Raw genomic sequence first — 5,583 nt, forward strand, 5'->3', positions numbered from 1 at the left:
AAAGCGCGTGCTTCTCACCTGAGCCAGGGGTCGTAACGATCACGAAATGTGGGCCAGATCCAGATCCAGAGTTCGAGCGTCGTTGACACGGCCCGTCCCTTGGCATCGGCACGCCATCGCGCACCTTTTCCGTTCACAGCCCGTGCAGGACCGAGGAGTTTTTCGATGGACGACACCCGTGCCGGAACCCAGATCACCAAGACGATGACCACCTCAGGAGCGTCGCTTGCCGACCTGGTCGGCAGCACACCGGTGCTGTGGGTGCCGGAACTGTGGTCAGGAGGAGAGCGCGGTTTTTGGGCCAAGCTGGAGGGCTACAACCCCGGCGGCATCAAGGACCGGCCGGCCCTGCACATGATCGAGCAGGCGCGGCTGCGCGGAGAGCTGGAGCCGGGACGGCCGATCATCGAATCGACCAGCGGGACCCTCGGGCTGGGACTCGCCCTGGCGGGAATCGTCTACGACCACCCGGTGACGCTGGTCAGCGACCCCGGCATGGAGCCGCTGGTTCAACGGCTCTTGCGCGCCTACGGGGTACGCGTCGAGACGGTCACCGCTCCCCATCCCCGCGGCGGCTGGCAGCAAGCGCGGCGCCACCGGGTCGGTGAGCTGCTGCGCCGCCACCCCGGCGCGTACTGCCCCGATCAGTACGCCAACCCCGACAACGTCGCGGCGTACGGCGCGCTTGCCGGCGAACTGGCCGACCAGCTCGGCCGCCTCGACATTCTGGTGTGCAGCGTGGGCACCGGCGGGCACAGCGCCGGAGTGTTCGGTGTGCTTCACAAGCTCTGCCCGGGCCTGCGCCTGGTGGGCGTCGACGCGATCGGGTCCACCATCTTCGGCCAGCCCGCCCGCGCCCGGCTGATGCGCGGGCTGGGCAGCAGCATCCATCCCCGCAACGTCGACTACCGTGCCTTCAGCCAGGTGCACTGGGTGGCGCCCGCAGAAGCGGTCTGGGCCTGCCGCCGACTCGCGGTCGGCAGGTACGCCACCGGCGGGTGGAGCGTGGGCGCGGTCGCCCTGGTGGCCTCCTGGCTGGCGCGTACCGAACCAGCGGGCACGCGGATCGCCGCCATCTTTCCCGACGGCCCGCACCGCTACGCCGACACCATCTACAACAACGCCTACTGCGCCGAACACGGACTGCTGGAGAGCAAGCCCGAACCCGAACCCGAGGAGATCTCCCACCCCGGCCACAGCGAGGCCACGCGGTGGACCCGCTGCACCACGGTGATCGATCCGCGGGAGCTCGCGTGAAGGCCACCCTCGCCCAGGTGCGATCGTTCAACCGGCCGATCCGGTTGCTGCTGGTCAACCAGCTCACCATCAACGTCGGCTTCTACATGCTGATGCCGTATCTGGCTCTGTATCTGTCCGACGACCTCGGCCTGGCGGCCTGGCTGGTGGGCCTGGTCCTCGGCGTGCGCAACCTCAGCCAGCAGGGCATGTTCCTGCTGGGCGGCAGCCTGGCCGACCGGATCGGCTACAAACCGATGATCATGGCGGGGCTCGTTCTCCGCAGCGCCGGATTCGCCCTGCTCGGCCTGGTCGAGGCACTACCCGCGCTGATCATCGCATCCGCGCTCACCGGCTTGGCCGGAGCCCTGTTCAACCCCGCGGCCCGTGCCTATCTGGCTCAGGAGGCGGGGGAACGCAAAGTGGAGGCGTTCGCCCTCTTCAACGTCTTCTACCAGATGGGCATCCTGATCGGGCCGCTGATCGGCCTGCTGCTGGGCGGGGTCGCCTTCCGCCTCATCTGCCTGGTCGCGGCCGGGCTATTCACGATATTGGCCGTGGTGCAGGCGCGTGCGCTGCCTGCTCGGGCCGGCGGCAGGGCAGCGGCGCGGGATGGTCTGTTCCAGGACTGGCGCCGAGTGGCTGGCAATCGTGCCTTCCTGTGGTTCTCCCTGGCGATGATCGGCTCCTACGTGCTCAACTTCCAGGTCTACCTGGGCCTGCCCATCGAGGTTCGCCGGATGACCGGCGGTGAGATGGGGGTCACGCTGCTGTTCGTGCTTTCGGGCGGACTGGCCATCATCGGCCAGGTCCACGTCACCGCCTGGGCCAAAGCCCGCTGGACCTCCGGACAAGCGATGGTCCGGGGTCTATGGCTGATGGGCGCGGCGTTCCTACCGCTGGCGTTCACCACCTGGCTGCCGCCCATTGATCCGGACGCGGCGCCCTGGCCGGCGCAGGCGCTGGCGCTGACGCCGGTGCTGGTGACGACCGGCCTGCTCAGCCTCGCCACCATGATCGTCTACCCGTTCGAGATGACCACCATCGTCACGCTCGGCGGTGAGCGCATGGTCGGCACCTACTACGGGTTCTACAACACCCTGTCGGGGATCGGCATCGCCCTGGGCAACCTGCTGACCGGTGCAGCGCTGGATGCCGGACGGGAACTGGGGGTGCCCGGCCTTCCGTGGGTGGGGCTGGCCGCGATCGGCGGTCTCTGCGCGACCGCGGTCTTCGGGCTCAACCGCTCGGGGCGGCTCATACCGGATCGGGAACGACGCATGGCCCCGGCTTAAGGATCACCGCAGTCGTCAGGACGCAGGCGTCGTCCTCGGTCCTGGCCGCTTACGCGGAAAAGAAGAAAACGAGCTCGTGCGTTACCGCTCACGGAAGCATGACCACATCACCGGATGCGATGCCGGCCTCCTTTCCTCGTCACGGTCATGCCGAGCGCGCCGCTGACCGACCGGCGGTTCACGAATCGGACGCCCAGATAAGCGCTTGCGGTGGCTCCGGCCAGAAGAGCAAAAATGACCTGGGAAGGGATGCCTGCGGAGCTGTCAGCGACCGAGGAGGAGACGGTTTTGCTGCGGGCTCGCGTGCTTTCCGGAGTCGGTGCAGGGCTGGAAGGGGACGCAGCACGCGGGGGACGCTCAGCGCCGCTTTCAGGGCTTGAGGGCTTGGCTTCGGTGTGTGAGGAAACGACGATGGGGTCGGCAGGGGCGGTGTCCCTGATCGACCAGGCGCGGGTGGAGAACGGAACCGGTTTGTTCTTCTTGCCCACGCCCGAGCCCCACTTGGTGATGACGTAGTCGACCTTGATGTGGCCCTTGCCGCCGTTGCCGTCGATCATGAGGGTGCCGGGGTTGAAGGTGCCGCCGGTCAGGTCGGCGAAGGTCTTGGCGTCGAGATCGAGCATGATGCCGCGGTTGGACGGCTCACCCGGGCCGCGGTCGCCGACGAAGAACGGCGCCTTCTTGCCCTGGTAGAGCACATAGCCCTCGGTCAAAAGCGGCCAGGACGGGGAGGCGGCCAGGCCCTTCTGCATCGGCTTGCCTGAGGCCGGCAGGCCGGTGTCCCCGGCGCGGCCCGAGCCGTCGTCCCAGAAGTAGGAGGCGGTGGTCGAGCCGGTCAGCATCACCGTACGCTCATCGTCCGCATACGCCGTACCACCGGCTGCCAGCACCAGGCCACCGCCGAAGGACAGTCCCAGAACGGCGGTCAGCAAGCGGGAACGCGCGACGAATCGTGCGGCAGAGACCATAGGAGGAAGATCCTTCGTCAGGCGGCTGGACGCCGGAGGCCGACGGGCGGGATGCTCACAAACTCGAAGCCGGTCCGGTGGACCGCTTGTCTTCCTCCATTGAGCTAGCCCGGCGTAGCGGAAAAAGTGCACCGAGGGTGCCGCTCGGTTGCCGCCGCAAAGAGTCCAGCCCCAGCGAGGACGGGCGCGAAGGACCTGGCCGTCAGGCAAAGTGGTGGTCAGGCCTGGCTGTGGTGGGACGGTGCTCGTTTGAGAGCGGATGGGCGAGCCGATCGGCACGTTCGCGGATGATCAGGATTGACGCCAGGGTGCGGACCGCGCGGCGGCAAGCCGGTCATGGCGCACCAGGCGGATACCCGGCAGCCTGCGAAGCGCGCGCCGTACATGGTGGCAGTGCCGGACGTTGACCGCGACCAGGATCCGCGCGCCGGGATCGTTGCTGGCGGCCTGGTGGACGCGGGCCACCAGCCGTTCGGTGTGCTCGCGCCAGGCGCGCCTGGCGCCGCGGCCGGCGAGAAGGGCGCTCAGCCCGTACAGCAGATCCGCCAGCAGGTGCCGGTGCCAGGCGTTGGCCGCCGCTGGGCTGCGGGCGCTTCGCTGCAGCGACGCCAGGCACCGCCGCAGCAGCCTGATCGCGGTGCCGCGCCAGCCCGGAGCCGCCGGTTCGGTAGGCGAGCGTGTGCCGGCGACCGGCACGATGACGATGTCGGTCTGATCGGCCAGTGGGATCAGCGCATCCCGGTAGTCCGGCGGCAGGTCGCTGAAGGCCCGCTCGGTCCACTGCTCGGTAGTGATGTCCAGGCACAGCAGGTCGGGACGTTGCTCGTAGACCATGCGGACCAGGGCGGCCAGGTCGTAGGGGATCGGTTCGGCGTGGAACTCGGCCAGCGTGCCGAGCACGGCGACGTGCGTCACCGACTCGGCACGCTGGCTGCCCGCCGCAGGTGCCTCATCAGCCATGTCGTGGCTCCGGTGTGCGCCAGGGAAGGAGCAGGTAGCTGGACAGCAGGCCGACGCCGCCGGCCAGCAGGATCGAGCCCGACCATACCTCGACCGGCCAGGCCAGGCGGTCGGTCAGGGCCAGCGTGGTGAAGTAGCCGGTGTACAGCACGGCCGGGGCGGCAAAAGCGATCGTGCGCAGGGCCGCGGGTGATTCGGCCGACGGGCGGGTGATCGCGATGAGCGTGTCGGTGACCAGGCCGGCCAGGACCGCCGGCGCGATGAAGCGCGGCTGATCGTGGATCAGCGCCCCGAACGCGGTCAGGACGATGAACAACAACGTCACCGCGCCGTAGGGCAGGCGCCAGCGGCGCAGTGCGAACAGGATCGGTCCGGCGAACACCGCGGCCTGCAGCAGGATCCCGGCCGTGCCGATCACCTGGCCGATCTCCGGCGGGAGACTGGCGGTGTCCTCGACGCCTATCCCGGTTGCGGGATCGGGGGCGGGAATGTCGAACTCCCCCACTGGCCAGGGAAGCGCGAACACGTTGGCGTACTCGACGGCCAGGATCTGCAGCACGACCGTGACGAAGGCCAGGGAGAGCAGGGCGGTCAGCGGCGCCGTATCCTCCCCGGCTCTGCACCAGGCCGCCCGCAGCGGCCCGCTGGCCATGAGCAGGCCGCCGAGGAAGAGCAGCAAATGAGTGGGGCTCATCAGCTCCTCCACGGAGACCTCGATGCCAAACAGCAGATGCCAGACGATGTCGGCGGGGGCGGCGAGCGCGAACAGCGCCATCCCGGCCACGGAGGGCCGGTAGCCGTCCGGGATCGACGCCATGGTGCGAGTGCGTACCCAGGGCCAGGCCAAAACGGCCGCCAGGGCCACGAAACCCGAGTACAGCACCGCGTGCCACGGCGTGAACGGCGACTCCAGCGTGGAGGTGAAGTGATGGTGGGCCCAGGCGTCCAGCCCGAGGCCGGCCAACAGCCAGGCCGATCCAGCGGCGACGGCCCAGTCGTATGCGCGTCCGTTCAGCGCTCGCAGGTTGGTGATTGTCTGTGTCTGTTGCATCGCCGGCTCCTTTGTCAATCCCCCGAAAACGTGGAGACGGTTCTATGCCACAGTGGCCCTCACCAGGGCCGTT

General features: G+C 68.7%; 5 protein-coding genes. 2 read left to right on the forward strand and 3 right to left on the reverse strand.

Annotation, left to right across the window (positions count from 1 at the left end):
- Positions 1–165 precede the first annotated feature (165 nt).
- Positions 166–1,257: a PLP-dependent cysteine synthase family protein gene (locus IEZ06_RS35370; RefSeq protein WP_189241030.1), complete on the forward strand. Its 1,092-nt coding sequence runs from the start codon at positions 166–168 to the stop codon at positions 1,255–1,257.
- Positions 1,254–2,531: an MFS transporter gene (locus IEZ06_RS35375; protein ID WP_189241031.1), complete on the forward strand. Its 1,278-nt coding sequence runs from the start codon at positions 1,254–1,256 to the stop codon at positions 2,529–2,531. The genes IEZ06_RS35370 and IEZ06_RS35375 overlap by 4 nt, the downstream gene beginning before the upstream one ends.
- Positions 2,532–2,638: 107 nt before the next feature.
- Here the strand turns inward: IEZ06_RS35375 and IEZ06_RS36990 are convergent, their stop codons facing one another.
- The 3 genes from IEZ06_RS36990 to IEZ06_RS35390 all read right to left on the reverse strand — a co-directional run bounded on the left by IEZ06_RS36990 (position 2,639) and on the right by IEZ06_RS35390 (position 5,510).
- The gene (locus tag IEZ06_RS36990; protein WP_373293990.1) at positions 2,639–3,499 is read right to left on the reverse strand and encodes a hypothetical protein; all 861 of its coding nucleotides are present in this window, start codon (positions 3,497–3,499) and stop codon (positions 2,639–2,641) included.
- Positions 3,500–3,790: 291 nt separating this feature from the next.
- Entirely contained in the window at positions 3,791–4,459 is a 669-nt protein-coding gene (locus IEZ06_RS35385) for a hypothetical protein (RefSeq protein WP_189241032.1), read from the reverse strand.
- Positions 4,452–5,510: a hypothetical protein gene (locus IEZ06_RS35390; RefSeq protein WP_189241033.1), complete on the reverse strand. Its 1,059-nt coding sequence runs from the start codon at positions 5,508–5,510 to the stop codon at positions 4,452–4,454. The genes IEZ06_RS35385 and IEZ06_RS35390 overlap by 8 nt, the downstream gene beginning before the upstream one ends.
- Between the last annotated feature and the right edge of the window lie 73 nt (positions 5,511–5,583).

This window comes from Planomonospora antibiotica (assembly GCF_014647955.1).
Taxonomy (GTDB): Bacteria; Actinomycetota; Actinomycetes; order Streptosporangiales; family Streptosporangiaceae; genus Planomonospora; species Planomonospora parontospora.

Excerpts from the sequence above, each read along its gene's own strand:
- IEZ06_RS35370 (WP_189241030.1), top strand. The coding sequence starts at position 166 with ATGGACGACACCCGTGCCGGAACCCAGATCACCAAGACGATGACCACC.
- IEZ06_RS36990 (WP_373293990.1), bottom strand. The coding sequence starts at position 3,499 with ATGGTCTCTGCCGCACGATTCGTCGCGCGTTCCCGCTTGCTGACCGCC.
- IEZ06_RS35385 (WP_189241032.1), bottom strand. The coding sequence starts at position 4,459 with ATGGCTGATGAGGCACCTGCGGCGGGCAGCCAGCGTGCCGAGTCGGTG.
- IEZ06_RS35390 (WP_189241033.1), bottom strand. The coding sequence starts at position 5,510 with ATGCAACAGACACAGACAATCACCAACCTGCGAGCGCTGAACGGACGC.